Origin of the sequence: Mycobacterium sp. NPDC048908, from assembly GCF_043197955.1 — a bacterium.
Classification (GTDB): Bacteria; Actinomycetota; Actinomycetes; order Mycobacteriales; family Mycobacteriaceae; genus Mycobacterium.
In genome coordinates this window covers 308,104-334,017 of sequence record NZ_JBICUE010000001.1, presented here as the reverse complement: position 1 = coordinate 334,017, position 25,914 = coordinate 308,104, and the positions used below count along the sequence as shown (strand labels likewise).

The window sequence follows — 25,914 nt, the reverse complement described above, 5'->3', positions numbered from 1 at the left end:
TGAGGACTATCGCAGTTCGACGCTCATTCGGTGCGCCAACTCGTCGACGCCGATCCCGAACGTCTCGCGTACCCGCACCCCGTCCTGATCGATCTCGAAAGTCGCGTAGTCGGTGTACACCCTGCTCACACACGCAAGCCCGGTCAACGGGTACGTGCAGTGCCGCACCAGTTTCGCCGCGCCGTCCTTCGCGAACAGAGTCATCATCACGTAGACGTTCTTCGCCCCGATGGCCAGATCCATCGCGCCGCCGACCGCGGGGATGTCGCCGGGCGCACCGGTGTGCCAGTTGGCGAGGTCGCCGCGCGTGCTGACCTGGAAAGCGCCGAGCACACAGACGTCGATGTGGCCGCCGCGCATCATCGCGAAGGAGTCAGCGTGGTGGAAGTACGACGCGCCGGGCGTCTCGGTCACCGCGATCTTGCCCGCATTGATCAAGTCGGGGTCGACCTCGTCACCGGTTGCGGCGCGGCCCATTCCAAGCATCCCGTTCTCGGTGTGTAGGACGATGCCTGCCTCGACAGGCAGGTAGTCCGCGACCAGCGTGGGTTGGCCGATGCCGAGGTTGACGTACGATCCCGCCGGAATGTCGCGGGCGATGACAGCGGCGAGTTCTTCGCGGCCGAGTGGTCCGGCGCTCGACCTCATCGGTGGACCTCGAGGATCCGGTCGACGAAGATGCCGGGGGTAACCACGGTCTCGGGGTCGATCGCGCCGTTATCGACGACGCGTGACACCTCCGCAATGGTCACCGCGGCCGCGGTGGCCATCACCGGTCCGAAGTTGCGGGCGGTCTTGCGGTACACCAGATTCCCCGCCCGATCCCCGATGTGGGCGCCGATCAGGGCGACATCACCGCGAATCGGATACTCCAGCACGTAATCCCTGCCATCGATGGTACGGACCTCCTTACCGTCGGCCAGTAGCGTGCCCACACCCGTCGGGCAGTAGAACGCGCCGATACCGGCGCCCGCGGCGCGCATGCGCTCTGCGAGATTGCCTTGGGGCACCACTTCGAGCGCCACTTCACCCCTTCGATACAGGGCATCGAACACGTGCGAATCCGACTGGCGGGGAAACGAGCAGATCACCTTGCGCACCCGGCCCGCCGCCAGCAGCGCGGCTAGGCCGGTGTCGCCGTTGCCCGCGTTGTTGCTGACGATCGTCAGATCGCAGGCGCCCTGTTCGATCAACGCGTCGATCAGCGTCGTCGGCATACCCGCCATCCCGAATCCGCCGACCAAAACCGTTGACCCGTCAGGGATTCCGGCGACCGCCTGAGCTGCTGTCTCACAGATGATCGTGCGACTCACTGGTCAGCCGCCGTGTCGTACTCGGCGAGTACGTCGTTCGCGATCCGAAACGCCGTGTTGGCGTCCGGCACGCCGCAATAGATGGCCGTCTGCAACAGCACTTCCTTGATTTCGTCGTTGGAGAGGCCGTTGCGGCGCGCGGCGCGCACATGCATTGCGAACTCTTCATGATGACCGCGGGCCACCATGGCGGTCAGCGTGATCATCGACCGGCTGCGACGGTCGAGGCCGGGCCGAGTCCAGATCGACCCCCACGCGTACCGGGTGATCAGTTCCTGGAACTCGGCGGTGAATTCGGTGACGCCTGCGATCGCACGGTCGACGTGGGCGTCGCCAAGCACGTCGCGTCGTACCGCCATCCCCGCGTCGTACACCGGATCCTTCGGCGCGAGGTGGCCGAGGATCAGCCGTGCTATCCGGTCGGGTGCCTCCGCGGGCGCCAGGTGGCCGATACCGTTGAGGACGATCACCCGGCCGTCTTTGACGCTTGACGCGATGTGTTCCAACGAATCAGGCGGCGTTGCGATGTCCTCGGTGCCGCCGACCGCCAGTACGGGCGTGCTGATCTCACCGAGGCGTTCGTTGATGTCGAACTCCGCAAGAGCCTCGCATGCCTGCGCATACGATTCGTCGTCGGTCGCCAGCAACGCGTTGACCAACGACGCGACGACGTCTGGCCGTTGGTCGGCGAAGCCGGCGCCGAACCACCGCTGCGTCGCAAGCTCGACGACGGCGCCCGTGCCCGACGCGCGCACGGTAGCTGCCCGCGCCGCCCAGTCTTCCGGACGGCCGATGGCGGCGCCGGTGCACAGCAGCGCGGCGGTCGTCACCCGGTCGCCAGCGTCGAGCAGAAGCTGCAAGCCGACGGCGCCGCCGATCGAGTTTCCCGCGTAGTGAAAGGCGGTTCCTGGCGCGATCTCATCGGCCAGCGCCAGCACGCCAGCTGCCAGGTCGGGAATGCGGAACCCGCTTGCTGGGCTGCGACCGTGTCCTGGTAGGTCCCAACCGACGACGTGCACGTGTTCGGCAAGGAGTTCTGCGCACGCGCCCCACAGCGCGGACGTAGACGTCCCCACCGAAGGCCCGAGCAGCAGAAGGCCCGCGCCCCGTGGTCCGCCGAAGTCGGTGCCGACGAGCGATGGGACGGTCATATCGCCTCCTTCAGATGGTGGCGCGCGCGTTGCAGCGTTGTGTCGATCACAAGATCAATCGCGCCGAGATAGCTCGAAACAGCTGTGCGGCCGGTTAATTCGGCCATGGCGCGCTGCTCGGCCCGTAGGTCACCCACCGCCGCGAGATTGTCCGCCGCACGATCGGTGTCGACTGTCAGTCCCTGGAGCAACTCTGTGGTCTGCGTGGCGGCCACGACGGTGCGTCGGGCAAGCGTGCGCATGGTGGCCCACTCTGCGTGCCACCCACCGTCGGCACGTTCGTCCACACTGGCCGCCGAGGAGGCGTGCAGGGTGGCCGCGAGTGCGGGCCCGGTCATCGCCGCCCGCCGAATGAGTATCGACAGCACCGGGTTGTTCTTGTGGGGCATGGTCGACGAACCGCCCGCCCTTCCCTCAGCCAGTTCGCCGATCTCGGCTCTGCTGCCGGTGGCGACATCCGCCGCGATGTGTCCCCATGCGTCACAACATGTCACCAGCGCATCGCCGACACGGGTGAGCACCGCGCGGGTGGTGTGCCACGGCGCGGTGTGCGTCAGTCCCAGCGTCCCGGCGAGCCGAGACGACAACGCGACAGCGTCCGCCGCCGATCCGGTCAGCTCCGTCGTCGCAGCGAGAGTACCTGCGGCGCCGCCTGTCTGCGCCGGCAGCGGAGGCAGCGCCGCTAGGGTGTCCGCGGCGTCCAACACCGCCGACAACCAATGCGCGGTCTTCATGCCGACTGTGCTTGGCAGCGCCGGCTGAGTCAGTGTGCGCGCCAACATCGGCGCGCGCTGGTGGCGTTCGGTCAGTGCGATCAAAGTGGTGACCTGCGAGACGATCTCATTGCGAACCGTCGACAGCGCGTCTCGAACACAGAGCATGAGCGCGGTGTCGATGACGTCTTGGCTGGTCAATCCGCGGTGCACCCAGCAGGCGGTTTCACCGCCGGTTCGCTCGCGCAACACCGCGAGCAACCCGGTCACCGGGTTGCCGTCGGCCTCGGCACCGATGGCGATCACCTCCGCGTCGGCGTCGGAGACGATTGCGGTCAGGTCGGCGCGCGCCGCGGCGGGTGCTACCCCGGCGTCCACAAGCACCCCGAGCCAAGCATTTTCGACCAACACCAGCGCCGCCAGCAGTGCCTTGTCGGTGAAGGTCGAGCCGGCGCGGTGGTCGCCCGGCCAGTACAGGTCCGTCATCGGTGGCCCCGGTAGCGCAGGAACACCGTCTCGTCGTCACCCTGCAGCCTGATGTCGAACCGAAGGCCACGATCGTCGGGCAGCGCGATCAAAGTGTGGCGCCGATCCTGCGGCACCGAGTTCAGCAGGCCGTCGTCGGCCAGCCGATCGTCCGGTATGTACGCGCGGGTGAACAGCCGGTTCAGCAGGCCGCGCGCGAACACCGTCAGGGCGAAGAACGGAGCCGTATCGGGTTGCACTGGACCGGGTTTGACCGTGCTGAAGCTGTAGCGTCCGGCGGCGTCGGTGCTCGCGCGGCCCCAGCCGGTGAAGGTCCAACCGTCACGTCGCAACGAACCTGTCGCCGTCGGCACCACACCGCCGGAGTCTGCCTGCCAGATCTCCAGCAGCGCATCGGGCACGCCGACACCCGCTCCATCGGTGACCACACCGTGCAGTCGGATGGCGCCCGGCGACCCAGGCGGGACGAGTTCGTTACCGCGCTCGAACGGCAACGCATAGCCGAAGAACGGCCCGATCGTCTGGCCCGGCGTGGCGGTCAGGGTGCTCATCAGGCTTCCTCGAACGGTGTGCGGCCCACACCGGTCAACACGATGTCCCATCGATAGCCGGTGGCCCATTCGTGGCTGGTGACGTCGTGGTCATAGGCGGCGACCAGCCGGTCACGCGCCTTCTGGTCGGTGACGGACTGGTAGATGGGGTCAAGCGCGAACAGCGGGTCGCCGGGAAAATACATCTGCGTGATCATCCGTTGGGTGAAGTCCGTTCCGAACAACGAGAAATGGATGTGCGCGGGCCGCCACGCGTTGTGGTGATTGCGCCATGGATACGGCCCGGGCTTGATCGTGGTGAAGCGGTAGGTGCCGCCGTCGTCGGTGAGGCACCGGCCCACCCCGGTGAAATTGGGGTCGAGCGGCGCGGGATGCTGATCGCGCTGGTGGATGTAGCGTCCCGCGGCGTTGGCCTGCCAGATCTCGACGAGCTGGCCGCGCACCGGCCTGCCGTCGCCGTCGACGACCCGCCCGGTGATCACGGTCCGCTCCCCGATCGGCTGGCCGGCGTGCTGGATCGTCAGATCGGCGTCCAGCGGGTCGACGTCGGTCTCACCGAAGCACGGCGCCCACAGTTCGACCGCTTCCGGGTCGGCGTGAAGCAGGTCGTTGAGGGGATGGCGAAGCGCACTGCTCCGATACGGCGGATAGTGCAGTCGCGGTTGGGTTTCCTCGACGCCAGAGCGGTGATAGTCGGTGTGGATCGCCGTGATCTCGGCGGTGATCTCCGCCTGCCCTGTCATAGCGCGCACGGTACCGACCACAGCTTGCGGTATGAAGGTTAGGCTTCCACTCAGCGAAAGGGTGCACGAAATGGCCGGGAACACGTCGGTGCCGGGGGCGACCGTCACCTCCCGCCTGCTTGCGGTACTCGGCGCGTTCGGCGAACACCATCGCAGCCTCACGCTGTCGGAAATCGCCCGGCGCGCCGATCTTCCGCTGCCCACCACTCATCGGTTGGCGCGCGAACTCGCCGCGGGCGGCGCACTGGATCGCCTCGAGGACGGCCGGTACGTGATCGGCCGACTGGTGTGGGCGGCCGGCTTGCTTGCACCGGTTCAGGGCAGGCTTCGGCAGGTGGCCGAACCCTATCTGCACGACGTGTTCGCGACGACCATGGCCACCGTTCATCTGGCGGTGCGCGACGGTGACGAGGTGCTGTACGTGGACCGGATGCAGGGCCGCGCGTCGGTGCCGATCGTCAGCACCGTCGGCACGCGGTTGCCCATGCACGCCACCGGCGTCGGGAAAGTTCTGCTCGCACACTCCCCCGCCGATGTCCACGATCGGGTGATGGCCAACCTGGCGCGGATCACCCCCTACACGATCACCCGGCCGGAACTACTCGAGGCGCAACTGGAACGGGTCCGCCGCGACGGCCTCGCGACCACGTCCGAGGAGATGTCGCTGGGCGCCTGCTCGTTGGCGGTCCCGGTGGTGCAGTCCTCCGACGGCGTAGTGGTGGCGGCGATCGGCGTCGTCGTCGCGACCCTCAAACGCGACCGTCAGCGGCTGCTCGGCGCGCTGCAGGTGGCGGCACGCGGGATCAGCAGGCTGCTCTAGTCAATGCCAAAAGGACTGTCTCCCTTGGCAACTCGCGTGCCGATGTCAATCAGGTTCTGCGCGTTCGAGTGAAGCCGTTCGCCCGCATCTCGGCTTGCTTGGCCGACCAGGTACCGCGACCACGTGCCCTCGATGACGATGCCGAGCTTGAAGCATGCCATCGCGACATACCAATTCAGACTTGATGTTTCACGGCCGCCAGCCGCCAAGTAAGCGTCGAGCAGTTCCCGCCTGCTGGCCAGCCCGCCGAGAGCGGCCAGCTGGGCGCCCGCGGTGATCGTGTTGGTCTCCAGCGGCCAGCAGATCAGCATCCAGCCGAGGTCCAGCAGCGGGTCACCGACAGTACACATCTCCCAGTCCACGAACGCCGCCAACTCCGGCTCGTCGCGGCGCAGCAGCACATTGCTCAAGTGCGGATCGCCGTGCATGATGCCGGGTTTCCCGTCCGCCGGGCGATTGGTCTCCAGCCAGTCCGCCAAGTCCGTGACGGCCAGCGATTCTGGCGAATAGCGGTCGTGGCGATAGCTTTCCAGCAACCGGAGGAACTGCGGAACCTGCCGTTGCAGAAACGAACCCGGCCGCTTCAACTCGGCAAGCGGACTGCCCTCCCACTCGACGTTGCCGAGCTGGGCGAGGCTGGCCGCATACGACAGACCGACCCGGTGTCGCCAGTCGGCGTTGTCGACGTACGCCTGATCCATGCTGTCGCCGGGGTTGAAGCCGTCGACCTCTTCCATCAGGTAGAACACCACCCCGAGCACGTCGAGGTCATCGCAGCCCGCGATGAAACCCGGATGCGGCACCGGCGTGCCTGCCAACGTTCGCAGCGCCGCGATCTCCCGCAGCATGGTGTTGTTGCTCGTCGATCGCGGATGCAGCGGCGGCCGCCGCAACACCACCGGCCTGCCGTCGATGTGCACGCGCACCACGATGTTCTGCGTGCCGCCGGTCAACGGCGCGACATCGGAGACCTCTGACCCGAGGCCCTGGTTTCGCACCCAGCGCTGCAGCGCGGCCAGCGCGTCGTCGGTCAGAGTCGGAAGCTGTTGCACACCGACATGTTCTCAGGCCTTGCGCGCCGTCACGAGCAGGTACTCCAATTGCATGCGGCCGCCGCCTTTCAAGACTGCATCGCCGACCTCCGCGATGGCGCCGTCAAGCGCGGCCACGCGGTCCGGTTGCGCCGCGTTGTTTCGGTACGCCGTGATCGTCGGCCCATAGGTGGCCTTGAAGTAGTCACGGAAGGCGGCGCCGTCGGCGAAGTGGTGTACCGGCAGCGTGCGTCGCTGCATGACCAGGTCGCCCACGCGCTCACCGAACAGGCCGCGGACATGGTCCTCCTGCCCCCACAGCGGCGGCGGTTGCGCGCCCGGCGGCGGTGCGGGCATGTACGGCTTCATCGCCGCGAACAGCCTGCCTATGTGCCCTTCGGGCGTCCAGTTGATCAGCCCGATCCTGCCGCCCGGTTTGGTCACCCGGACCAGCTCGTCGGCCGAAAGCTGGTGGAACGGGGCGAACATCACGCCGATGCACGACATCACCACGTCGAACTCGTTGTCGCCGAATGGCAAGGCGTGGGCGTTGGCCTCACGCCACTCGAGCTCGACACCCTGTTCGGCGGCGAGCGCGCGACCGCTGTCCAACAGCTCGGGACACAAGTCGCTGGCTATCACGCTGGCCCCGGTCCGTGCCGCGGGGATGGCGGCGTTCCCGGTTCCTGCGGCCACGTCGAGCACGCGGTCGCCGGGACCGATACCGGTGGCTTCGACGAGCACGGGCCCCAAGGGGGTGACGAGGTCGGCGGCGAGTTTCGGATAGTCACCCGACGCCCACATGGCTCGGTGTTTGGCGGCGATCTGGCTGTGGTCAGCGGCCGCGGTCATGTTGCTCATGGTTGACATCGTCGGTCGTCCCGGTGCGGCCAAACTAGTAACAGATCTGTACTGCGGCTGGTTCGATATCTGTACTGGGGTGCGGACCGGGAGGTGTGCGATGTCCGGATACGGCCAGTTCTGTCCGGTGGCCAAGGCCATGGAGCTGCTCGACGAGCGCTGGACGATGCTCGTCGTTCGCGAGCTGCTGCTGGGCAGCAGACACTTCAACGAACTTCGCCGCGGGGTGCCGAAGATGTCGCCCGCGTTGCTGTCGAAGCGCCTGAAGTCGCTGACACGTGCGGGCGTCGTCAGTCGCGACGAGGTCGACGGCCGCACGGTGTATGCCCTGACCGAGTGCGGGAAGGAACTCGCCGACGTGGTCGAGGCGCTCGGCGCATGGGGGGTGCGCTGGATCGGCGAACTCGGCGAGGAGGACCTCGATCCGCACCTGTTGTTGTGGGACATCCGTCGCACCGTGCCGATCGAGGCATGGCCACGGACCAGGACCACGCTCGCGTTCCGCCTCGACGGGGTGGCGCCGAAGGCCTCCCGTTGGTGGCTGGTGGTCGCCGACGGCGAGGCCGACGTGTGCGATTTCGACCCCGGCCACGAGGTCACGGGGACGGTGGAAACCAGCCTTCGCACGCTCACCCGGATCTGGCGCGGAGACACCAGTTGGCAGCACGCACTGCTCGACGGCAGCGTCGCGGTGTCGGGTCCGGCCGACGTGCGCCGTGCCATTCCCGCTTGGATCGGTCAGAGCTCGCTGGCCAGCGTGCCGCGGCCGGCCTGACCTCCACGCCGAAATCAAGTTCCGGTACGAGAACCCGCCGTTTCGCGTGCCACAAGTCTGATCTCGAGGCCCTTCCCGCCGCCGGGCCGGCCTGAGCTACGCGTCCTCGTACTGCAGACACGACTCTGCGCCGTCGATGACACCGGATCGGAACGCCTTGACCCTGGCCCAGCCCGCGCCCTGCCGCTCGACGTCGCCCTCACCGCGGAACACCAACAGCGCCTTGATGCCTTCGTCGAGGTCGCCGGGCGAGATGTGGTACGTGCTGGTATCCGGTCGGTTGTAGAGAATGACGCTCGCGGTGTAGCCGCCTGCCATGCAGTCGGCCCGAAGCGTCGACGTCTTCTCGTCGGACTCGTCGCCGAGTCGGGTCAGCGCCGCGAGCCCATATTGGGTGGCAAGCAGCGCGGCGACGGCGTAGTCGCCGCCCTGCCGGTACACCTCGGGCATCGCCTCGACGTTGTCCCACCCGACGTAATCGTCTGGGACGCAATAGAACAGCGCGTAACCTTCGGCCGACTGGCCACCGCAGGTGGGCGGAGAGTCCGGGCTGTAGGGTTCGAGCCCCCTCACCGGCTGCCACTGCTGTCCTTGGGTCAACTCGGGGTACACGTGTGTCCAGTAGTCCTCGAGGTCATAGGGCACACCGTTGACGATCGAGTCGTAGGGAGAGTCGCCGCCGCGGGCCGCATCCTCCTCGTCGTTGAACGGCAGTTCGAGCACCATCGGTTCGTCGTCGCGGTAGTCCTTGCACTTCGTCGAACCGTTGTCGAACCCGTCCTGGAACGCGCTGACCCGGTCGAAGCCACTACCGTGTGCGCTCGGGTCGATGTTCGACGTGCCCGGGGTGTCGCGCAGATCGAGGATGCCTGCAAGCGCGGTATCCAAGTCGGCGGCGGTCACCTTCAACGCGCCGTCGTCCTTGGCGTGTTTCGACCATGCCCCAGCGAAACAGTCCGCCTGCAGTTCCTTGGTCACCGTGCGTGCGGTGAAGTGGGACCGGCCTTGGATGGCATGGCCCCATTCGTGGGCGAGCACCACGGGGATGACGAAGTCGCCGTACTTGTCCTTCAAATCGGGCAGCAGGCCTTCGGCATCCCAGGCGACGACGTCCTTGGTCGCGCAGTAGAACGCGTTGCCCGACACTTCACTGGCGTCCTGGGCGCACGGGGGCACCTCGCCCGCGGACGGTACGACGGCGTAGAAGCCGCCCTTCACCGGCTGGTAATCCTCGCCGTAGAGCTTGGGAAACTCGGCGCCCCAGTACTGCTGCAGGTCGGCGATGGCCTGTATCGCGAGCTTGTTCACGTCCGAGGAGGCGTCGCCGTGGATGTCGACGCTGCCGGTGTCGGGAGGGCCGCCTTGCATCTTGGTGGTCGGTATCTGCGGCTTCGGGCCGCCGCAGGCCGCCAGGAGCAAAACGATGGCCACCGCTGACCACGCCTGGATTCGCATGGGCAAACATTAGCGGTCAAGATCAGGGTTAGCTGAGGAAGTGCTGAACGGGTTCGATCAGTCGAGAATCCGGCGTGCCACGTTGGTGGTGATCAGGTCGAGCAGTTCGTCGCCGCGGCCGGCCAGGATGGTCCGGATTGCGTACAGCGAGAATCCCTTGGCTTGCTCGACGGTGATCGCGGGCGGTATCGACAACTCCTGACGGGCGGTCACCACGTCGACGATCGCCGGACCGTCATGGGCGAAGGCGTCGCTCAAGGCCTGCTCCAATTCGGCCGGTTTCTCGACGCGACGGCCGAAGATGCCCATCGCCGCGGCGACGTCGGCGAAATTCGGATTCACCAGATCCGTGCCGTAGTTGACGATGCCGGCGGCCTTCATCTCCAGTTCGACGAAGTTCAGCGACGAGTTGTTGAACACGATCACCTTGATCGGCAACCGATTCTGGATCAGCGTCACGAGTTCGCCGAACATCATCGTCAGCCCGCCGTCGCCTGCCAGCGCGACCACCTGACGATCGCGGTAGGCGGTCTGCGCGCCTATCGCGTGTGGCAGCGCGCACGCCATCGTGCCGTGGTTGAACGATCCCACCAGACGTCGGCGTCCGTTCATCTTGACGTAGCGCGCCGCCCATACCACGGGCGATCCGACGTCGACGGTGAACACCGCGTCCTCGGTGGCGAGCTGATTGGCCAGCGATGCAACGAATTCCGGCCGTATCGGGGTGCGGTCTCGGTCGTTGACGGCCAGCTCGTCGAGCGTCTTTCTGGTCTTGCCGTAGTGCCGCAGCGAACGGTCGAGATGCTCGCGTTGATTCTTCTGCTGCAGCAGTGGCTGCAGGGCGGCCAACGTGTCCTTGACGGTGCCGACGAGGCCGAGTTCCAGCGGCGTCCGACGGCCGAGGTTGCGGCCGCGGGTGTCGACCTGGATCACCTTCGCGTTGTCGGGATAGAACTGCTGATACGGGAAGTCGGTGCCCAGCATCAGCAGCGCGTCGGCCTCCTTGATCGCCTTGTATCCGGAGGCGAATCCGAGCAGGCCTGTCATCCCGACGTCAAACGGGTTGTCGTATTCGATGAACTCCTTGCCGCGCAACGCATGTACCACAGGCGCGTTCAGCGTCGCGGCCGCCCGCATCAATTCGTCATGGGCTCCTTCGACGCCCGCGCCGCCGAGAATCGTGACAGCGTGCGCGGCGTTGAGGATGTCGGCCGCCCGACGCAGCGACTCGTCGTCGGGACGCAGAACCGAGCGCGTCGGGGTGATCGGTCGGATCAGGTACCCCGACTGCTCGGCGCGCTGCAGGAAGATCTCGCCGGGGATGACGACGACGGCGACACCACGCTCCTCGACCGCGGCGCGCATCGCCATCTCGAGAATGCGCGGCGCCATCTCCGGCGTGCTGACGAGTTCGCGGTAAACGCTGCACTCGCGGAACAGTTCCTGCGGATGCGTCTCCTGGAAGTACTCCGACCCGATTTCGGTGCGCGGGATGTGGGCCGCGATGGCCAGCACAGGCACCCGGCTGCGGTGCGCGTCGAACAGCCCGTTGATCAGATGCAGGTTGCCCGGGCCGCAGCTGCCCGCGCAGACCGCGAGCTGTCCGGTCAGCGCCGCGTCGGCGGCGGCTGCGAACCCCGCGGTCTCCTCGTGACGTACATGCTCCCAGCTGATCTCACCGGACCGCCGGATCGCGTCGGTGAATCCGTTGAGGCTGTCCCCCGGCAGCCCGTACACGCGGCGAACGCCGCTGATCCGCAATGCTGAGATGACATGATCGGCAACGGTCGCCACCTGGCCAGGTTAGCGATTCGTGCGCGTTTCGGAGAGGTGAGCGCTCCCGAACGCACACAAACCACAACTATTTCGGGGCGAAACGCTGCCCGGCGTCAAGCCGGAGGCACTGGCCGTTGAGCATCGGGTTCTCGACGATCGCCGCCACCAGCTTGGCGTACTCCTCGGGCTTACCGAGCCGCTTCGGGAACGCGGCGTCTTTGGTGAGCGCCGTGGCGAACTCGTCAGGTATGCCCTCGGTGAGCCCGGTCGCGAACAAGCTGGGCGCAATGGCCAGCGCCCGGATGCCGAGACTGCCGAGATCACGCGCCATGGTCAGGCACATACCCGCGATCGCGGCCTTGGAGGCGGTGTAGGCGACCTGCCCGATCTGGCCCTCGAAAGCGGCGATCGAAGCGGTGTTGATGATGACGCCGCGCTCCTCCTGCTCGTCGTCGACGAGGTCCTGCTTGCTCATCTGCCACGCGGCCAGTCGGCTGATGTTGAAGGTGCCGATGAGGTTGAGGTCGACGGTCTTGCGGAAGGACTCCAAGCTGTGCGGCCCGTCCTTCTTGACAGTGCGCTCGCCGATGCCGCCGCCCGCGGTCGTCACGATGATGTGCAGCCCGCCGAGCGAGTCGACGGCCTGCTGCAGCACCGTTTCCGTACCGTCGAAGTCGGTGACGTCCACTTCATGGAACGAGCCGCCGATCGAGTCAGCGACTTCCTTGCCCTTCGACTGCGGACGATCCAGCACCGCCACGTTCGCGCCGCGCTTGGCCAGCAACTCGGCGGTCGCCTTACCGAAGCCGGACGCCCCACCGACGATGACGGCCTTCTTGCCCTCGATCTCCATTCAGCTGCCTTTCCAAAAAGTCGTCGAACCGTAAAGCAACTTAGCTCATCGCGCATGCGGTAAGGCTTTCGGGCGCACCGTCGCCGTCACGACTTCGTAAGGTCTGCCAGCGCGACTCGCAGGTAGGTTTTGGTTATGCCCGAACCAGCTCCCGACAAGCGGATGCTGGCTGGCATCGCCGCTGCCGCCGTCGCGCTCGGTGTCACCCAACTGGTCGCGGTGGCGTTCGGTCCGCAGGCGGACGCTCGCACCGCGATCGGTTCCGCGATCATCGATCTGACGCCCGGACCGGTCAAAGAGTGGACGATTCAGACGTTCGGCACCGCCGACAAGCTCTTCTTGAGCATTCTCATCATCGGCGTCATCGCGCTCATCGCCGCAGTGACCGCGCGCTGGGAGACGAGGCGTGTCCCGGTGGGCAGCATTGCGATCGTCCTCGCGGGCATTCTCGGCTGCGCGGCGGTGCTCTCACGCCCGGGGGCGACAGTGGCAGACATCGTGCCCACTGTCATCGGCACGGTGTGCGGCGTCGCAGTGCTGCGATTGCTCACCTCAGGGCGGGTCAGCGACGAGTCGGAGCAGCGGGATGCCCGCGACCTGACCGCCCCCGACCCCGGCCGTCGATTGTCGTTGTTGACACTGGGATTTCTTGGCGCCGGAGCGCTCACCGGTGTCGCCGGCGTGGTGCTGACGAGGATGCTGTCGTCGGTGTCGGGTGATCGCGACTCGTTCGCATTACCTCGCGTGAATGCAGGCGCGCCGCTTGTACCGCCGACGGTGCAGCCCAAAGGCGTTGCGCTGCCGTCATTTGTCACCAGTAACGCCGATTTCTACCGGATCGACACGGCGCTGACTGTGCCGCAGCTGAGTCGCGCGGACTGGCAACTGAAAATCCACGGCATGGTGGACCGCGAAATCACCTTGCGCTTCCAGGATCTCGACCGGTTCGACGTCATCGAGAAACTGGTGACACTGACCTGTGTATCGAATCCCGTTGGCGGCGACCTGATCTCGAACGCCGCATGGACCGGCTACCGGGTGCGCGACTTGCTGGCCGAAGCCGGCGTGCACCCCGACGCCGACATGGTGTTGTCGATGTCGATCGACGGGTTCACCGCAGGCACCCCCATCGAGGCGCTCACCGACAACCGTGACGCGTTGCTTGCGGTCGGAATGAACGGGCAGCCGCTGCCGACCGAGCACGGCTACCCCGCCCGACTCGTCGTTCCCGGCCTGTACGGCTACGTCTCCGCCACCAAGTGGGTCGTCGACTTGGAGCTGACCCGATTCGACGAGGCCGAAGCGTTCTGGACGCAGCACGGCTGGTCGGCGAAGGGACCGATCAAGACCGAGTCACGTATCGATGTGCCACGCAGCGGGCAGGAGGTCGCCAAGGGGCCCGTGACGTTCGGCGGCATCGCATGGGCGCAGACCCGTGGGGTGCGCGAGGTGGAGGTTCGCATCGACAGTCCGAACGCGCAAGGCGACTGGCGACCCGCCGAACTCGGCGCCTCCTACTCCAACGACACCTGGCGGCTGTGGAGTTTCAACTGGCAAGCCACCCAGTCCGGTTCGCACACCATTACCGTGCGCGCCACCGACAACACCGGCGCGGTGCAGACGCCCGACGAGGCGTCGCCGGTGCCCGACGGCGCCACCGGTTGGCACACCGTCCAGTTCTCGGTCACCTGACGAACTCCTCCGTCGAACGTGAAGTCGTGCTCGAATTTCCTGTCGGAACTCGCGCATAAGCTCACGTTCGACCCGGCATGAGAGGAGGGCCGTGCAGCTGATCGAGGTGGCCGCCGCGTCGGCCGAGGTGGGTGCGACGTCGGCGCGCCTGGCGAAGATCGCCCGAATCGCCGACCTGCTGCGCGTAGCAGGCGTCGAGGGTGACCCGAAGCTGGTCGCGGTCGTGGTGTCCTGGCTGTCCGGCGAACTCCCGCAACGCCAGATCGGCGTCGGCTGGGCGGCATTGCGCTCGCTTCCGAAAGCTGCCGACCAGCCATCGTTGACCGTGCTGAAGGTCGACGCCACGTTCACCGACATCGGCAACGTCGCGGGCAAGGGCTCGCAGGCCCGCCGCGCCGAACTGATCGCCGGGCTGTTCGGCGCCGCCACGGAGTCGGAACAGATCTTCCTACGCAGGCTGCTCAGCGGCGAACTGCGTCAGGGCGCACTGGTGGGCGTGATGGCCGACGCCGTGGCCAAGGCCGCCGGCATCGCCGCGCCCGTCATCCGCCGCGCGGCCATGCTGGGCGGTGACCTGCCTGCGGTCGCGGCCGCCGCACTGACCGGCGACGAAACCGCACTCGAACAATTCACCCTCATGGTCGGCCGGCCCGTCGGCCCGATGCTCGCCCAGACCGCAACCGGGGTCGGTGAGGCGCTCGAACGTCTCGGCGGCACAGCTGTTTTCGAGGCCAAGCTGGACGGCGCGCGGGTGCAGGTTCACCGCGCGGGCGACGCGGTGTCGATCTATACCCGCAGCCTCGACGACGTCACCGAACGGCTGCCCGAGGTCGTCGACGCGGCATTGGCGCTGCCCGTCACCGACCTGATCGCCGACGCCGAGGCCATCGCGTTACGACCTGACGGCCGTCCGCACCGATTCCAAGTGACCGCGTCGCGATTCGGCCGCTCGGTGGACATCGCGGCGGCCAGGGAGTCGCAGCCGTTGTCGGTGTTCGTGTTCGACCTGCTGCATCTGGACGGCGCGGACCTGCTGGACCTACCAACTGGCGAACGGATCGCCGCGTTGGATGCCATCGTTCCTGCGGCCCACCGGGTCGACCGGCTGATCACCGACGACGCCGAGGCCGCGCAACGGTTTCTCGACGTCACGCTTGACGCGGGTCACGAGGGCGTGATGGCGAAGTCGCTGACCGCGCCGTACGAAGCCGGCCGTCGCGGTGCGGGGTGGCTGAAGGTCAAGCCGGTGCACACCCTCGATCTGGTCGTCCTCGCAGTCGAATGGGGATCCGGCCGTCGCACGGGCAAACTCTCCAACATCCATCTCGGCGCGCGCGACCCCTCGGCGGGCGGATTCGTCATGTTGGGAAAGACTTTCAAGGGCATGACCGACGCGATGCTCGAATGGCAGACCACCCGCTTCGTGGAATTGGCGGACGGCCCCACCGACGGCTACGTCGTCAAGGTGCGACCAGAGCAGGTCGTCGAGATCGCGTTCGACGGAGTTCAGGGGTCATCGCGTTATCCCGGTGGGATGGCCCTGCGATTCGCCCGCGTTTTGCGCTACAGGGACGACAAGAGTCCGGCCGAGGCCGACACCATCGATTCTGTGCGCACCCTGTATGAACGTGGTTCATAACCGAAGTGAAACCTGGGAATCGACCCAACGCCGTTTCATGCGGTGAAAGGATCACAGGACCGGGTAAGACACCGATGTCGAGGAGAGACCGTGGCTACACCCACCGCCGCACCATCGGAGCGCATCGAGGAGCAAGTAGGCGATGTCACCTATATCCGCACCGAGAAGGATCTGCCGCCGGTAGCGATCATCGACCGGTCGCCGATCACCACCAGACACAAGCTCGTCTTCGGGCTCATCGCGCTGCTCGGCGCCATCGCGTGGGCCATCATCGCGTTCTTCCGTGGTGAGACAGTGAACGCGGTGTGGTTCGTCATCGCGGCGATCTGCACTTACGTGATCGGCTTCCGGTTCTATGCCCGCTTGATCGAGATGAAGATCGTGCGTCCGCGCGACGACACCGCCACCCCCGCTGAGCTTTTCGAGAACGGCACCGACTACATGCCGACCGACCGGCGGGTGCTGTACGGCCATCACTTTGCTGCGATCGCGGGTGCGGGGCCGCTTGTCGGCCCGGTGCTGGCGATGCAGATGGGCTATTTGCCCGGCACCATCTGGATCATCATCGGCGCGGTGCTTGCCGGTTGTGTCCAGGACTATCTGGTGTTGTCGATTTCGGTGCGCCGACGCGGGCGCTCGCTCGGCCAGATGGCGCGCGACGAACTCGGCGCCGTCGGCGGCGCCGCAGCCATCATCGGTGTGCTGGTGATCATGGTGATCCTGCTCGCCGTGCTGGCATTGGTGGTTGTCGGGGCGCTGGCCGAAAGCCCATGGGGGGTCTTCTCCATCGCGATGACGATCCCGATCGCCATCTTCATGGGCATCTACTTGCGGTTCCTGCGTCCCGGTCGGGTGTCGGAAGTATCGCTGATCGGCGTCGCCCTGCTGCTGCTCGCGGTCATCTCCGGCGGGTGGGTCGCTGAAACGTCTTGGGGTGCAGACTGGTTCACCCTGTCGAAGGTGACGTTGTCGTGGTGCATCATCATCTACGGATTCTGCGCGTCGGTGCTGCCGGTGTGGTTGCTGCTGGCTCCCCGCGACTACCTGTCGACGTTCATGAAAGTGGGCACCATAGCGTTGCTGGCGATCGGCATCCTGTTGGCCCGTCCGATCATGGAAGCGCCCGCGATCTCACAGTTCGCCACGAAGGGCACCGGCCCGGTGTTCGCCGGTTCGCTGTTCCCGTTCCTGTTCATCACCATCGCGTGCGGAGCGCTGTCGGGCTTCCACGCGCTCATCTCGTCTGGCACCACGCCGAAGCTTCTCGAAAAGGAAAGCCAGATGCGGCTGATCGGCTACGGCGGCATGCTGACCGAGTCGTTTGTCGCGATCATGGCGCTGATCACCGCGGCCATCATCAATCAACACCTGTATTTCGTGATGAATGCGCCCGGCGCCCAGACCGGGACCACTGCGCAGACGGCCGCCGACTACGCGAACGGTCTTGGCCTGGCTGGCAATCCGATCACCGCGGCCGAGATCACGCAGGCGGCAGAAGACGTCGGCGAGAAGTCGATCGTGTCGCGCACCGGCGGCGCGCCGACGCTCGCGTTCGGAATGTCTGAGGTACTGCACCAGGTGTTTGGGGGCCAAGCGCTCAAGGCATTCTGGTACCACTTTGCGATCATGTTCGAGGCGCTGTTCATTCTCACCACCGTTGATGCCGGCACGCGCGTCGCGCGGTTCATGCTGTCCGACGGACTCGGCAATTTCGGCGGACCGATGAAGAAGCTGCAGAATCCGAGTTGGCGGGTCGGCGCCTGGATCTGCAGCGTGATCGTGGTCGCCGCGTGGGGCGGCATCCTGCTGATGGGTGTCACCGATCCGCTGGGCGGCATCAACACGCTGTTCCCGCTGTTCGGTATCGCCAACCAGCTATTGGCCGCAATAGCGCTGACCGTGGTCACCGTCGTGGTGGTCAAACGCGGCCTACTGAAATGGGCTTGGATACCGGCACTTCCGCTGTTCTGGGATCTCATCGTCACCCTCACCGCGTCATGGCAGAAGATCTTCTCCGCGGATCCGAAGGTGGGCTACTGGAAGCAACACAGCATCTGCCAGGCTGCTCAGGCCGCAGGGAAGACATGTCTGACTGCGAAGACGCCCGACGACGTCGACAAGATCGTCCGCAACACATTCATTCAGGGCACGTTGTCGATCGTGTTCGCTTCGGTCGTCGTCATCGTGTTCATCGCAGGAGTCATCGTCGTGCTCAGGTCGATCAGAGGCACGGCCCGCCCTCTGACCGAAGACGAGCCGGTGCCGTCACGCATCTTCGCGCCGTCGGGCCTCATCCCCACCAAGCCGGAACGGGAGGTGCAAAAGCAATGGGACGCGCTACCGAAATCGCACGCCAGATCGGTTGGTACTGGAGCACATTGATGGGCGATAACCACTACCGTCGCTACGTGGAGCATCGCGGGCGCACGCACCCCGGTGAGCCAGTCATGTCGGAGCGGGAGTATTGGCGCATGCGCCACGACGCGACCGAGTCGAATCCGAATCCGCGCTGCTGCTGATCCAAGTCGACGGTCTGGCCGCGGCTCACTCGATGGGCGCGTGCACCCGCACGTTGTAGTGCACGCCCTTGCAGTTGACGTCACCGCGTGGCTCGCAGCAGATCCTCTCTTTGACGAGGTGCCAGGTCGTATCGCTCAGCAGAATCCCGCCGGGTTCGCACTTGGCTTGGAGCCTCGCCGCGATGTTGGCCTGCAGACCGATGGCCGTGTAGATCATGCGACCGTGCGAGCCGAAGCTCCCCACGCTGAGCACGCCGCTGTTGATGCCCACGCGCATCGTCAGCGGCTCCGTCGCGCCGAGCTTGCGGCCAGGCCTCCGCCAAGGGCGGCAGCCGTGCCTGCATCACCTGGGCGGCACGGACGGCGCAGACGGCCTGCTCCTCCGGATCCATCTCGTCGGGCGCGCCGAACAGCGCCATGAACCCATCGCCGCCGAACTCACTCACCGTCCCGCCGAAGTCGTCGACGATCTCGCTCATCGCCGACATGTAATCGTTGACGATGAGCGTCAGCACCTCCGCCTCGACACGGTCGGCCAATATCGTGAACCCGACGAGGTCGATGAACAACACGGTGATACGCCGCCTCGACGGCTCCCCAATTCTCGCGGTGTCCCCAGCCACGATGTGCTTGGCAACTGCGGGCGGGACGTAGCGCCGGATCGCCTCGGCGCTGCGCTTCAAATCGCGCTGCTGCGCGCCGATGATCTGGTCCTTGCAAAACGAGCGGCGCGACACGATCTCGATGACAATGCACACGAGCAGGCAGCCCAGGTAGGCGATCCACTGGATCGCGCCCAGTCCGCCCGCCTCGACGGCGCTGAGCCGCCCAGCGTCGTAGCTGTCATAGAGACGGTAGGAGGCGAACGCGACGTACGGCGTCACCGCCGCAATCGCAAACACGGGTGGCACCCGGAAGATGGCGAAGCCGAAGAACATCACGATCAGCATCCCGCCGGTCATGGCGCCGGCTCGCCACGCCGTCGCCTCCGAGGTCACCAGCACGTCGGACAAGAGCCAGACGATCAAGAACCCTGCCAGGCAGTTGGCGAGGGCCGCGAGCGGCATCACCGACAGTCGCAGTGCCTCCGGGAGCGTCAACGCGGTGAGCGCGATGAGCAGCACAATCCAGCCGACGATCGGCGGGACCGCCTGACCCACAGAGCCCATGTCGAGCATGACGACGGCGACGAGCAACAGGCACCAACTCGGAATCGACCCGATGTAGCCAACACGCGCGAACGACGTCGCCGTCGCGATGCGCCACCCGCGGTACTGGCGCTCGGTGTCATTGTTGGCGAAGCGCAACCCGAACCAGCGAAACCCATGGTCGGGCCGGACGGCTACTGACACCGTCCCACCGTCCGCTAGCGCTGCATGCGTACGTATCAGCGCGCGGAGTTGCTCGAGTCCCCCCAGGCCACGAGCGAAAGCTTACCCGTGCCGCGGGCCGGGTTTGCCATCCCGCGTAAAAACGGCAAGTTCTGGCGCGCCAACGGGATTCGGATAAAGAATTGACGCCATAGACGATTCACATACGACGCCGCAGCCGAGCGACATCGTACAGGCCGTGGCGGATCCGTTGTGCGCCAAGCCGATCAAGAGATGTTGCGTCTGAATCCAGTCACAGTCCCATAGCAAAGGACTTCGGCCACGCGGCAGGCGCAGTTGGTTGGCACGAATGCACCGCGTTGAGTTGCCGCCCAGCAGATTGCCACTGACCGCATAGCTGACTCATAGGCTGGCTACCTAACCTCGCGTTCGGGTTGGGGCGTCTATCGACGCGCGAAAGGCCAGGTTATGAACCTCAAACAAGCGATCGCTGGCGCAGCGATCGGCTGCACCCTCGGCATCACCGGGATCGGTCTAGGCTCCGGCGTTGCGAACGCCGCACCGTGCAGCCCAGTGCCAGGGGTGCAATGTGGCGGCGGCCCAGGAGGCGGTCCGGGCGGCCCTCCGCCACAGCGTGGACCGGGTGGGCCGCCCCAGGATCGCGGGCCCGGTGGGCCAGGCGGTCCAGACTTCCACGGACCCGGCGGAGGACCCGGCGGTCCGGACGGACGTGGCGGTCCAGGTGGTCCAGACTTCCATGGACCCGGCGGAGGCCCCGGTGGACCCGGCGGTCCGGACGGACACGGCGGCCCGGGCGGACCCGACTTCCGCGGACCCGGTGGTCCAGACTTCCGCGGACCGGACAACCACGACTGGCGGCCGCCGTGGAATCCGGGAGACAACGACTGGCGTGGTCGATTCCACAACGCGCCGTGGGGCAATGACCTGCCGCCGTGGGGTTTTGGCGCGCCGCCGCCGCCACCCTGGGATGGACCCTTACCGGATCCGTGGGGGCCGCCGCCACCACCGATCAATTACTGGGGATTCCAGGAACAGCCAATTTGGGACCCGGGCTACAACCAATGGGGGTTCTGGTTCTTCGGGATCTGGATTCCACTCCCGATCTGACCCGAAGGGAGGACGGCCGCCCCACGTGCCCGGGGCGGCCGCTCCTTCGGAGCTCTTCTTCGCGGGACCTGCGCTACACCTATTGGCGCCCTTCGGATTTCCTGGCAAGTTCGGGATTGTGAACACCGACCTGGCAGCACACTGAGATTGAGCACATAGCTGGCGCTTAACGCGCTTTCTTAACGTCGCCTGTGAAGCGAACACGACGATGCACGCGGGAAAGGCCAGCTATGAAGTTCATGAACACGGTTGCGGGAGCAGCGATCACCTGCACTCTGACCGCTAGCGGAATTGGCCTTGGGGCCAGCGTGGCGAGCGCCATGCCTGGTCCCGCCGACTTCCGAGTGCCTGGCGGTCCGACCCTTGCCGGCGGTGCGAGCGGTGCGAGCGGTGGTAGTAGCTCCGGTGGCGGCGGAGGTGGCGGATTCAGCGCGGGCGGAAGCTCTTTGGGCGGCGGCGGGGGCGGAAGCTCGTTCGGCGGCGGCGGGGGCGGAAGCTCGTTCGGCGGCGGCTTCTTCGGTGATGGCGGTGGCGGCGGAGGACTCGGCGGTGGCCCCGGTCCCGCGCTTCCCAGCGACTCCGGCAGCGGGAGTGCCCCCGCCGCACCGGCGGCACCGGCGGCACCAAGCGCTCCCGACGCACCGGCGCCCGCCTTACCAGCCGGACCCGACGCGACCGCCGGACCCGGCGCACCACCGGCCGCACCAAGCGCACCCGACGAACCGGCGCCCGCCACACCGGCCGGACCCGACGCGCCCGCCGCACCGAGCGGCCCAACGGGACCCAACGCACCGAATGGGGCCAACGGGCCCGGGCCGAGCAGACCGGACGCACCAAGCGCCCCAAGCGAACCGGCGACTCCAGGGGCGCCACGCAATCCCGGCGCACCAACACGACCGGACGACCACGGGCAGAGCCCCTCCGACGGCCACAACTGGCAACCACCATGGAACCCGGATGACACCAACTGGCACGGTCATTTCCACGGCGCACCGTGGGGTGATGGTCTGCCTCCCTGGGGTCATGGCCCGCCTCCGAGGCCGCCGTACCTCGGACCATTGCCACCGTTTGACGCGCCGCCGCCGCCAGACTTCGACTACTGCGGCTTCAATGTGCAACCAGTCTGGGATCCGGTGCGCAAGCAATGGGGCTTCTGGTTCTTCGGGATATGGATTCCACTCCCGACCTGACCCAGAAGGTCAATTCACCTGAGCGAGTAGCGGATCGGCAGATGCTTGAGCCCGCCGACGAAGATCGTCGCGATGTGTTGCGGGTCGCCGGTGAGTTCGACCGACTTCAGCCGCGGTATGAGCTCGCAGAAGAAGCTGTTGACCTCGATGCGCGCGAGCGCAGCGCCGAGACAGAAGTGCACCCCGTAACCGAACGCATTGTGTTTGTTGGGATCACGACCAACATCGAACTGGAACGGATGGTCGAAGACCTCTTCGTCCCGGTTCGCCGACGCATACGACAGCAGCACCGAGTCGCCCGCGGCGATCGGCACACCGCGGACGGTGGTGTCTTGCTGCGCCGTGCGCATGAACTCCTTGACCGGCGTGACCCAACGGATCATCTCCTCGGCGGCCAACGGCATCAGGCCCATGTTGTCCTGGAGGCGGGCAAGTTGGTCCGGATGCTGAATGAGCGCGTGCAGGCCGCCGGCAATCACCGCGCTGGTGGTGTCGTGGCCCGCGGCGGCAATGATTGCGTAATAGGACACCGTCTCGATGTCGTTCAGCGGCTCGCCGTCGACCGTGGCATCGGCGATGGCCGAAGCCAAGTCTTCGGTCGGAGATTCGCGACGGGATGCCGTCACCGCGTGAAGTACGCGAACATGTCGAGCAGTGAAGCCATCTGCTCTTCTTTGGTCGTGCCACGCTGCAGCTCGGGATCGTCGTTGCCGAAGATCTCCTGGGTGTACTTGAGCATCCGCGGGGAGTCTTCTTCGGGAAGTCCGAGCATCGACATGATCACGTACAACGGGTAGTTCACCGCGACCTCCTGGACGAAGTCGCATTCACGGCCGGCCCGCATCATGTTGTCGACGAAGCGCTTGGCGAGCTGGTCGACGCGAACCGTCAACGCTCGCATAGCCTTCGCCCGAAACCAGTCAGCGCCTATCGCCCGTACCACCCGATGTTTCGGGTCATCCATGTGAATCAGCGTGTTGATGCCGACCGCCGCCTGTTGCTCGTCGGCCTCCTCCGTCATCAACACGGGCCGTGGTGAATTGGTGAACAGGGTGTTGTTGCGCTCGATCGCCATGATGTCGGCGTGCTTGGTGATGGCCCAGAACGGCCGGTATGACGGCACCTCAACCCAAGCCACCGGTGCATTCGCGCGCAAATGCGACAGTGCGGCATGCAGTTTCGCTTCGTCGGCGTACGCCGACGGGTCGGCGAACACCTTGGCGGCTTCGTCCACCGTCGGCGCGGTCACGGCCGCCTGCTCACCGGTCGGCCGCGCAACTCGTCGAGCATGGTGATGACGGTGTGCTCGGGAACCGATGACGGGAATCCGACCAGGACACGGTCGATCACCCCGTCGCATCGCTCGCGGATCTTGCTCGCCACCGCGTCGATCGGCGCGACGACCGCGAATGCTTCGAGGATCTCGTCGTCGACGAGCGAACCCATGGCGTCCCACTCGCCCTGCAGACTCAGCCTGTGCAACTCGGTGTGCAAGTCGCCCCACCCGTGCAACTCGAGCACCTTGCGGTACGCCGGAGTCGAGCCGTAGAACGCGATCTGTCTGCGCGCGCCTGCGGAGGCCGCGGTCAACTGCTCGTCGCTATCCCCCGTCACCACAAATATAGGGGCCGAAAGCTGAAACTCACTGCGCTGCCGTCCGGAGCGCTGCAGACCGCGCGTCAATGCGGGGATGGTCACCTCTTCGAAGTACCGCTTGGTGGTGAATGCGTGCGCGAGCAGACCGTCGGCGACCTCACCGCACATCTCGGTCATCGCCTCACCGACGGCCGCGATGAACACCTTGGGGTCGGCGTGCGGTTGGGGCTCTGGCGTGAACATCGGGGTCATGATCTTGTGGGTGTAGAAGTCCCCGTCGAAACGCAGCGTCGTGCCGTCGCGCCAGCACGACCAGATCTCATGCACCGCATCCACGAACTCACGCATCCGTTTCACCGGCTGGCTCCACGGCATGCTGAAGCGCTTCTCGATGTGGGCCCGCACCTGTGGGCCGAGCCCGAGAATGAACCGGCCACCCGAATAGCCCTGCAGATCCCAGCCGACGTTGGCGACCGTCATCGGATTGCGTGCAAACGCCACGGCGATGCTGGTGCCCAACTCGATTCGCGTTGTGTGCTCGGCGGCGAGCACCAACGGCAGGAACGGGTCGTGGTTGATCTCGGCGGTCCAACAGCAGTCGTAGCCTCGTCGCTCCAGCGTGCTCGCCGCCTCGGCGACGCTGATGAGTCCGCCGGCAACGGCCGCGTCGACCATGAGGGCGCCGTCGCTACCCATAGCCGCAGACGCTACAGTAAGGAATTCAGTATGGTCAACGCGAACATGCCGGTGCGACCATCGCCTTCTGACGACAGGAGTGGCGCATGACGAAGGCCAATGAACACGCCGGCGACTGGGGGAACACACTCGGCGAATTGACCCGCCGCCGTCAACACGCCCACGCGATGGGGGGAACCGAGCGACTCGCCAAGCACCACAGCAAGGGCAAGCTCGACGCGCGCGCACGCCTCGAGCACCTCATCGACAAAGGCACGTTCCGCGAGTTCGGCGCCCTGGTCGGCGGCGATATCGCCGCAGACGGGATCGTCGCCGGTTCAGGGTTGATCAACGGTTCGCCGGTGATGGTCGGCGCCGAGGACTTCACCACGTTGGCAGGAAGCATCGGTCCAGGCGGAAACGCCAAGCGCTACCGGCTGGCAGAGTTGGCGCTACGCGACCGGATTCCGCTGGTGATGCTGCTCGAAGGTGCCGGCTTCCGGCCCAGCGGCGAACAGTACGGCCGCACCCCTACCGACTTACTCGCACAGGCACGGTGCTCGGGCAAGGTACCGATGGTCGGTGGCCTACTCGGTCCGTCGGCCGGACACGGCGCATTGGTGGCACCGGTGTGCGACTTCACCATCATGAGCCGACAGGGCGCGATCTTCACTGCCGGCCCTCCAGTGGTGAAAGAGTCGACGGGCGAGGACATTTCGAAGGAAGATCTGGGCGGCCCCAGCGTTGCGCTGGCCAGCGGCGTGATCCACAACCTCGCCGAGGACGATGAAGCGGTGCTCGACGATATCCGAAGATACCTGTCGTACTTCCCGCCCAGCGCATGGTCATATCCGACGTCGCTGCCGGAAGACGAAGCGGCCGAACCTCGCTCGACACCAGAACTGGTCGACATCGTGCCCCGCGGCAACCGGCGCATCTACGACATGCGCGCGGTCCTTGATGTGGTGTTCGACGCGCGGGGCTGGTTCGAGGTACAACCGAAGTTCGGATCCGCCATCATCTGCGCGCTCGCACATCTCGGCGGACACCCCGTCGCGGTCGTCGCCAACCAGCCGCAGGTGATCGCCGGCTCCATCGACGCCGACGCCGCCGACAAGGCCGCGCATTTCATCATGGTCGCCGATTCGTTCCACCTGCCGATCGTGTTTCTCGCCGACAATCCCGGCATGCTGCCCGGCAGTCGGTCTGAGAAGAGCGGAGTGCTGCGCAGTGGCGCCAGGATGTTCGCCGCGCAGACGGCGGCAACAACGCTGAAACTGCATGTGACGCTGCGCAAAGCCTACGGTTTCGGCTCAATGGTGATGTCGCTGTTGGGGTTCGACAACCAAAGCGCAACATTTGCGTACCCCGGCGCAACCATGGGAGCGATGAGCGCTGCCGCGTTGAGCAAGGCGTCTCATGCCGCGGAGGATGTCGAAGCGAAACTGCGCAAGGCCGAAGTGGAAGCGTCGTTCCGGTCGGCCAGCCACCTCGGCTTCGATGACCTCATTCACCCCGAAGAGACGCGCAACGCACTGCTCTCGGCGCTGCAGCGCGGGATCTTCACTCGTCAGGCAGCCGCCGAACCGGTGTCCCGCACACTCATCTTTCCGTGA

General features: G+C 66.2%; 22 protein-coding genes and 2 pseudogenes. 9 read left to right on the top strand and 15 right to left on the bottom strand.

What is annotated here, in order from left to right; all coding sequences use genetic code 11:
* Positions 1-6: 6 nt before the first annotated feature.
* Genes ACGFK1_RS01620 through pcaH form a run of 6 tightly spaced genes read right to left on the bottom strand, consistent with a single transcriptional unit; the run spans position 7 to position 4,957 of the window.
* Complete coding sequence (locus tag ACGFK1_RS01620) at positions 7-648, bottom strand: 3-oxoacid CoA-transferase subunit B (RefSeq protein ID WP_393424596.1); 642 nt, start codon at positions 646-648, stop codon at positions 7-9.
* Complete coding sequence (locus tag ACGFK1_RS01615) at positions 645-1,313, bottom strand: 3-oxoacid CoA-transferase subunit A (RefSeq protein ID WP_393424593.1); 669 nt, start codon at positions 1,311-1,313, stop codon at positions 645-647. Before ACGFK1_RS01615 ends, ACGFK1_RS01620 begins: the two co-directional genes overlap by 4 nt.
* Positions 1,310-2,464, bottom strand: coding sequence for a 4-carboxymuconolactone decarboxylase (pcaC, locus tag ACGFK1_RS01610; protein WP_393424590.1), 1,155 nt, complete (start codon positions 2,462-2,464; stop codon positions 1,310-1,312). Before pcaC ends, ACGFK1_RS01615 begins: the two co-directional genes overlap by 4 nt.
* Positions 2,461-3,663 carry a 3-carboxy-cis,cis-muconate cycloisomerase gene (gene pcaB / locus ACGFK1_RS01605; protein ID WP_393424587.1) on the bottom strand — a complete coding sequence of 401 codons (1,203 nt, stop codon included), beginning with the start codon at positions 3,661-3,663 and terminating at the stop codon, positions 2,461-2,463. The genes pcaC and pcaB overlap by 4 nt, the downstream gene beginning before the upstream one ends.
* Positions 3,660-4,214, bottom strand: a complete 555-nt coding sequence (pcaG, locus tag ACGFK1_RS01600) for a protocatechuate 3,4-dioxygenase subunit alpha (RefSeq protein WP_393424584.1) — start codon at positions 4,212-4,214, stop codon at positions 3,660-3,662. Before pcaG ends, pcaB begins: the two co-directional genes overlap by 4 nt.
* On the bottom strand, positions 4,214-4,957 hold the full coding sequence (gene pcaH / locus ACGFK1_RS01595) for a protocatechuate 3,4-dioxygenase subunit beta (protein WP_393424581.1): 744 nt from the start codon (positions 4,955-4,957) through the stop codon (positions 4,214-4,216). Before pcaH ends, pcaG begins: the two co-directional genes overlap by 1 nt.
* Before the next feature lie 70 nt (positions 4,958-5,027).
* Between pcaH and ACGFK1_RS01590 the strand changes: the two genes are divergently transcribed.
* Positions 5,028-5,777, top strand: a complete 750-nt coding sequence (locus tag ACGFK1_RS01590; RefSeq protein WP_393424579.1) for an IclR family transcriptional regulator — start codon at positions 5,028-5,030, stop codon at positions 5,775-5,777.
* Here the strand turns inward: ACGFK1_RS01590 and ACGFK1_RS01585 are convergent.
* Both ACGFK1_RS01585 and ACGFK1_RS01580 read right to left on the bottom strand, forming a co-directional pair.
* Positions 5,774-6,829, bottom strand: coding sequence for a phosphotransferase family protein (locus tag ACGFK1_RS01585; protein ID WP_393424576.1), 1,056 nt, complete (start codon positions 6,827-6,829; stop codon positions 5,774-5,776). The two genes, ACGFK1_RS01590 and ACGFK1_RS01585, sit on opposite strands and share 4 nt — an antisense overlap.
* A 12-nt stretch (positions 6,830-6,841) precedes the next feature.
* Positions 6,842-7,669, bottom strand: coding sequence for a class I SAM-dependent methyltransferase (locus ACGFK1_RS01580; protein WP_393424573.1), 828 nt, complete (start codon positions 7,667-7,669; stop codon positions 6,842-6,844).
* A 100-nt stretch (positions 7,670-7,769) separates the two neighbouring features.
* On the opposite strand from ACGFK1_RS01580, the gene ACGFK1_RS01575 reads away from it, so the two are divergent.
* Positions 7,770-8,444: a winged helix-turn-helix transcriptional regulator gene (locus ACGFK1_RS01575; protein WP_393424570.1), complete on the top strand. Its 675-nt coding sequence runs from the start codon at positions 7,770-7,772 to the stop codon at positions 8,442-8,444.
* A 96-nt stretch (positions 8,445-8,540) separates the two neighbouring features.
* Here ACGFK1_RS01575 and ACGFK1_RS01570 read toward each other — a convergent pair whose 3' ends face one another.
* The 3 genes from ACGFK1_RS01570 to ACGFK1_RS01560 form a co-directional block, all read right to left on the bottom strand.
* Complete coding sequence (locus tag ACGFK1_RS01570) at positions 8,541-9,899, bottom strand: neutral zinc metallopeptidase (RefSeq protein ID WP_393424567.1); 1,359 nt, start codon at positions 9,897-9,899, stop codon at positions 8,541-8,543.
* A gap of 57 nt (positions 9,900-9,956) precedes the next feature.
* Complete coding sequence (poxB, locus tag ACGFK1_RS01565) at positions 9,957-11,693, bottom strand: ubiquinone-dependent pyruvate dehydrogenase (RefSeq protein ID WP_393424564.1); 1,737 nt, start codon at positions 11,691-11,693, stop codon at positions 9,957-9,959.
* A gap of 67 nt (positions 11,694-11,760) precedes the next feature.
* A complete protein-coding gene (locus tag ACGFK1_RS01560) occupies positions 11,761-12,528 on the bottom strand; it encodes an SDR family NAD(P)-dependent oxidoreductase (RefSeq protein ID WP_393424562.1) in 768 nt (255 codons plus the stop codon).
* Positions 12,529-12,663: 135 nt separating this feature from the next.
* Here ACGFK1_RS01560 and ACGFK1_RS01555 point away from each other — a divergent pair, with 135 nt between their 5' ends.
* The 4 genes from ACGFK1_RS01555 (at position 12,664) to ACGFK1_RS01540 (ending at position 18,378) form a co-directional block, all read left to right on the top strand.
* Entirely contained in the window at positions 12,664-14,220 is a 1,557-nt protein-coding gene (locus ACGFK1_RS01555; protein WP_393424559.1) for a molybdopterin-dependent oxidoreductase, read from the top strand.
* 91 nt (positions 14,221-14,311) lie between these two features.
* Positions 14,312-15,859 (top strand): ATP-dependent DNA ligase, encoded by a 1,548-nt coding sequence (locus ACGFK1_RS01550; protein ID WP_393424556.1) that lies wholly within the window; start codon positions 14,312-14,314, stop codon positions 15,857-15,859.
* Positions 15,860-15,949: 90 nt separating this feature from the next.
* A complete protein-coding gene (locus ACGFK1_RS01545; protein ID WP_393424553.1) occupies positions 15,950-18,241 on the top strand; it encodes a carbon starvation CstA family protein in 2,292 nt (763 codons plus the stop codon).
* Positions 18,187-18,378, top strand: a complete 192-nt coding sequence (locus ACGFK1_RS01540) for a YbdD/YjiX family protein (RefSeq protein ID WP_393424550.1) — start codon at positions 18,187-18,189, stop codon at positions 18,376-18,378. The genes ACGFK1_RS01545 and ACGFK1_RS01540 overlap by 55 nt, the downstream gene beginning before the upstream one ends.
* Positions 18,379-18,403: 25 nt before the next feature.
* On the opposite strand, the gene ACGFK1_RS01535 is transcribed toward ACGFK1_RS01540, so the two are convergent.
* Complete coding sequence (locus ACGFK1_RS01535) at positions 18,404-18,655, bottom strand: adenylate/guanylate cyclase domain-containing protein (RefSeq protein WP_393424548.1); 252 nt, start codon at positions 18,653-18,655, stop codon at positions 18,404-18,406.
* A 109-nt stretch (positions 18,656-18,764) separates the two neighbouring features.
* Positions 18,765-19,316 (bottom strand): annotated as a pseudogene (locus ACGFK1_RS01530) (adenylate/guanylate cyclase domain-containing protein); the annotation flags it as partial.
* Positions 19,317-20,177: 861 nt separating this feature from the next.
* Here ACGFK1_RS01530 and ACGFK1_RS01525 point away from each other — a divergent pair.
* On the top strand, positions 20,178-20,837 hold the full coding sequence (locus ACGFK1_RS01525) for a chitin-binding protein (RefSeq protein ID WP_393424545.1): 660 nt from the start codon (positions 20,178-20,180) through the stop codon (positions 20,835-20,837).
* 320 nt (positions 20,838-21,157) lie between these two features.
* Positions 21,158-22,027 (top strand): hypothetical protein, encoded by an 870-nt coding sequence (locus tag ACGFK1_RS01520; protein ID WP_393424542.1) that lies wholly within the window; start codon positions 21,158-21,160, stop codon positions 22,025-22,027.
* Between the two features lie 14 nt (positions 22,028-22,041).
* Here the strand turns inward: ACGFK1_RS01520 and ACGFK1_RS01515 are convergent.
* A pseudogene (locus ACGFK1_RS01515) lies at positions 22,042-23,261 on the bottom strand (cytochrome P450).
* Positions 23,262-23,272: 11 nt separating this feature from the next.
* Entirely contained in the window at positions 23,273-24,319 is a 1,047-nt protein-coding gene (locus tag ACGFK1_RS01510) for an LLM class F420-dependent oxidoreductase (protein ID WP_393424539.1), read from the bottom strand.
* An 86-nt stretch (positions 24,320-24,405) separates the two neighbouring features.
* Here ACGFK1_RS01510 and ACGFK1_RS01505 point away from each other — a divergent pair, with 86 nt between their 5' ends.
* On the top strand, positions 24,406-25,914 hold the full coding sequence (locus ACGFK1_RS01505) for an acyl-CoA carboxylase subunit beta (RefSeq protein WP_393424536.1): 1,509 nt from the start codon (positions 24,406-24,408) through the stop codon (positions 25,912-25,914).

Excerpts from the sequence above, each read along its gene's own strand:
- pcaC (WP_393424590.1), bottom strand. The coding sequence starts at position 2,464 with ATGACCGTCCCATCGCTCGTCGGCACCGACTTCGGCGGACCACGGGGC.
- ACGFK1_RS01575 (WP_393424570.1), top strand. The coding sequence starts at position 7,770 with ATGTCCGGATACGGCCAGTTCTGTCCGGTGGCCAAGGCCATGGAGCTG.
- ACGFK1_RS01525 (WP_393424545.1), top strand. The coding sequence starts at position 20,178 with ATGAACCTCAAACAAGCGATCGCTGGCGCAGCGATCGGCTGCACCCTC.
- ACGFK1_RS01535 (WP_393424548.1), bottom strand. The coding sequence starts at position 18,655 with ATGCGCGTGGGCATCAACAGCGGCGTGCTCAGCGTGGGGAGCTTCGGC.
- pcaB (WP_393424587.1), bottom strand. The coding sequence starts at position 3,663 with ATGACGGACCTGTACTGGCCGGGCGACCACCGCGCCGGCTCGACCTTC.
- pcaG (WP_393424584.1), bottom strand. The coding sequence starts at position 4,214 with ATGAGCACCCTGACCGCCACGCCGGGCCAGACGATCGGGCCGTTCTTC.
- ACGFK1_RS01590 (WP_393424579.1), top strand. The coding sequence starts at position 5,028 with ATGGCCGGGAACACGTCGGTGCCGGGGGCGACCGTCACCTCCCGCCTG.
- pcaH (WP_393424581.1), bottom strand. The coding sequence starts at position 4,957 with ATGACAGGGCAGGCGGAGATCACCGCCGAGATCACGGCGATCCACACC.
- ACGFK1_RS01510 (WP_393424539.1), bottom strand. The coding sequence starts at position 24,319 with ATGGGTAGCGACGGCGCCCTCATGGTCGACGCGGCCGTTGCCGGCGGA.
- ACGFK1_RS01570 (WP_393424567.1), bottom strand. The coding sequence starts at position 9,899 with ATGCGAATCCAGGCGTGGTCAGCGGTGGCCATCGTTTTGCTCCTGGCG.
- ACGFK1_RS01540 (WP_393424550.1), top strand. The coding sequence starts at position 18,187 with ATGGGACGCGCTACCGAAATCGCACGCCAGATCGGTTGGTACTGGAGC.
- ACGFK1_RS01555 (WP_393424559.1), top strand. The coding sequence starts at position 12,664 with ATGCCCGAACCAGCTCCCGACAAGCGGATGCTGGCTGGCATCGCCGCT.
- ACGFK1_RS01505 (WP_393424536.1), top strand. The coding sequence starts at position 24,406 with ATGACGAAGGCCAATGAACACGCCGGCGACTGGGGGAACACACTCGGC.
- ACGFK1_RS01520 (WP_393424542.1), top strand. The coding sequence starts at position 21,158 with ATGCCTGGTCCCGCCGACTTCCGAGTGCCTGGCGGTCCGACCCTTGCC.
- ACGFK1_RS01560 (WP_393424562.1), bottom strand. The coding sequence starts at position 12,528 with ATGGAGATCGAGGGCAAGAAGGCCGTCATCGTCGGTGGGGCGTCCGGC.
- ACGFK1_RS01580 (WP_393424573.1), bottom strand. The coding sequence starts at position 7,669 with ATGAGCAACATGACCGCGGCCGCTGACCACAGCCAGATCGCCGCCAAA.
- ACGFK1_RS01620 (WP_393424596.1), bottom strand. The coding sequence starts at position 648 with ATGAGGTCGAGCGCCGGACCACTCGGCCGCGAAGAACTCGCCGCTGTC.